At 38.3% G+C, this 2,428-nt stretch carries 3 protein-coding genes; 2 read left to right on the top strand and 1 reads right to left on the bottom strand.

The features are described 5' to 3' along the window. A partial coding sequence (locus Q0507_RS03075) for a dioxygenase (RefSeq protein WP_298712175.1) occupies positions 1-514 on the bottom strand: 514 nt, incomplete at its 3' end. Between the two features lie 569 nt (positions 515-1,083). Between Q0507_RS03075 and Q0507_RS03070 the strand changes: the two genes are divergently transcribed. Further along, positions 1,084-1,440 carry a helix-turn-helix domain-containing protein gene (locus Q0507_RS03070; protein WP_298712172.1) on the top strand — a complete coding sequence of 119 codons (357 nt, stop codon included), beginning with the start codon at positions 1,084-1,086 and terminating at the stop codon, positions 1,438-1,440. Positions 1,441-1,585: 145 nt separating this feature from the next. Continuing rightward, on the top strand, positions 1,586-2,287 hold the full coding sequence (locus tag Q0507_RS03065) for an MBL fold metallo-hydrolase (RefSeq protein ID WP_298712170.1): 702 nt from the start codon (positions 1,586-1,588) through the stop codon (positions 2,285-2,287). Positions 2,288-2,428 lie beyond the last annotated feature (141 nt).

The following is a 2,428-nucleotide window of genomic DNA, read 5'->3' as shown; positions in this document are numbered from 1 at the left end:
GTCTTAGATTATGAACGATATTACCGCTACCCATAATAAGATAGCCTTCATCGCGTAATGACTGAAGTTTTGTTCCTAGTTGATAGGCTTCTTTTGGGCTCAGGTGTTTGTTGATAGATAGTTGGACAACTGGAATTGATGCATCAGGGAACATGTGAACTAACACGGTCCACATGCCGTGATCGATGCCCCAAGTGTCATTTATAGAAACGGAGTTACCCAGTAATTTTTGTACTTCTTTCGTTAAATTGCTGTCACCCTTTGCAGGATATACAACTTCGTAGAGTTCTTGAGGGAATCCATACATATCGTAAATTTGTTTTGGATTCTCTGCGCTTTGAATATAGGTGCCATCTGCATACCAATGGGCAGAGATGGCGAGTATGGCTTTTGGGTTGCCATAGTTGTTGATAATATTTTGTCCTATGCTTTTGAAAGTATTTGTTGTTTCTGTATGTTCTAAGGCCATCATGGGACTGCCGTGGCCGACGAATAATATTGGCATGCGATTCATAATATCACCTACTGTATATAAATATAAAAATTCATATTTGTTTAAAGGTATTGTTTTAATTATAAGCGGGGGCTATTGGTTGCAGTTAATAGCCCTCAATGTTTTTATATACGTTGTTTTGTGTTGGGAGGGTGTTGCATATAGAGACATGAAAAGAGATTGAGATGTTAGTTTTGCACTGCAGTAAAACGTTGACGACCTGCATTACCATTTGCACCGATTACTAAAATATTCATGATGATTCTCCTTATTCTGAAAGTATCTCTTTTGTTGAAAGAATAGTTCTTTAAATGTGATTGAGTAAATTATTATCACTACTAGCGACCTATAAAACTTACTCTACAGTTAATACTGTGTTCACATGATGACCTCATTATATAGATGTGTAAATATTTTGAATAGTAGAATTATTTAAGATAGGTACTATTAAATATGATAGAATTGTGATATTTACTGATTAAAAAATTTCAAAAAGTTTAGTACCCTAAAAAAAAATACTATAAAATGCTTGCAATACTAAAAAATTGTGATATGATTTGAACTAAATTAGAAAGAAAAGGAGAATTACTATGGCAGAGCAACTCGTAAATATTCATGATCTAGTTGGCAGATGTCCTTTTGCAACGAGCCAAAAGTTATTGGCTGGCAAATGGTCTTTGTTGATTATGCATGAGTTGTCTGAAGGTCCTGTGCGCTTTCGTGAGTTAGAGCGTCGTCTACATCCCATTACGCAAGCTACATTGACAAGAGCGTTGCGTCAAATGGAGGATGATGGCCTTGTACATCGTGAAGTATACGGTACCATTCCACCAAAGGTTGAATATAGCCTTACCGAAGTGGGGGCAGGTTTTAAGACTGTTTTAGTATCCCTTGAAAACTGGGGTAACCAATATATCGACTATATGAAAGCCGCTGGTCGCATCTAAGAAATGCCAGCGGCATTTCTTTTCAGTTTTTGCTACTATTAAATTGTATTAGTCCTTGTTATACCTAAGCGTAGGTACAAAAAATATGGTATAATTAAAAATACGAATGATATAAATTCTCAATAAATGAGAGGTATTGATAATAATGTTGAATGTAACTTTTTTAGCTCATAGCGGTTTCCTCGTAGATGACGGTAAGCGTTGCTATGTGTTTGATTATTATAAGGATTCTAATAATATTGTTTGGCAATTGGCAAAACGGGGCCGTGAGCTTTGGTTCTTTGTGACACATACTCATGGTGACCATTATAATCCGTCCATTACGGAATTTGATGGTCCTCAAACTCGCTATATTTGCCATCAAGATGTGCCATTAGAAGGCAAGGTAAAGAAATGTATTACCATGCGTCCTGGCCAAGATGCGATATTAGATGATGTAGGCATCCATATGTATGGCAGCACTGATGAAGGTGGTTCTTTCTACGTAAAGACAAATACGGCGAATATCGACTCTGATTCTATCTTCCATGCAGGCGACCTTAACTGGTGGCATTGGCTCGGTGATACGCCAGAAAACAATGCGGATGCAAAGCGCATGGCTTGGCGTGAGTTTAAGGAATTAGAGGGCTTGTCCGTAGATGTAGCAATGTTCCCTGTAGACAACCGTCTCGAAGACGCTATGGAGTGGGGCAGTATTGAATTTTTACGTCGCGTACAGGTAAATAAAGTTTTTATTCCAATGCATCTAAATGGTCCACTATGGACTCCGTCCGTCTATTTTAAAGCTCTCTTTGGGGATGTGCCGATTTGGGCGCCTCAAAAGGATGGTGACGAGGCTACCTTTTAGGCTATGTATAGTTTGTGAAAGTTCGTAGGCTTCGAGGGCATTATGTTATATAGGGAGAGTCTATATACGTAATTGAGTAAGTTAGGATCAAGTGATGATGAAAACTAAACCAGTGGCAACCACCCTGTTGGTTGTCATGGC

The organism is uncultured Veillonella sp., assembly GCF_938010505.1.
Lineage (GTDB): Bacteria > Bacillota > Negativicutes > Veillonellales > Veillonellaceae > Veillonella.
This window is presented reverse-complemented; position numbering and strand designations above follow the sequence as displayed.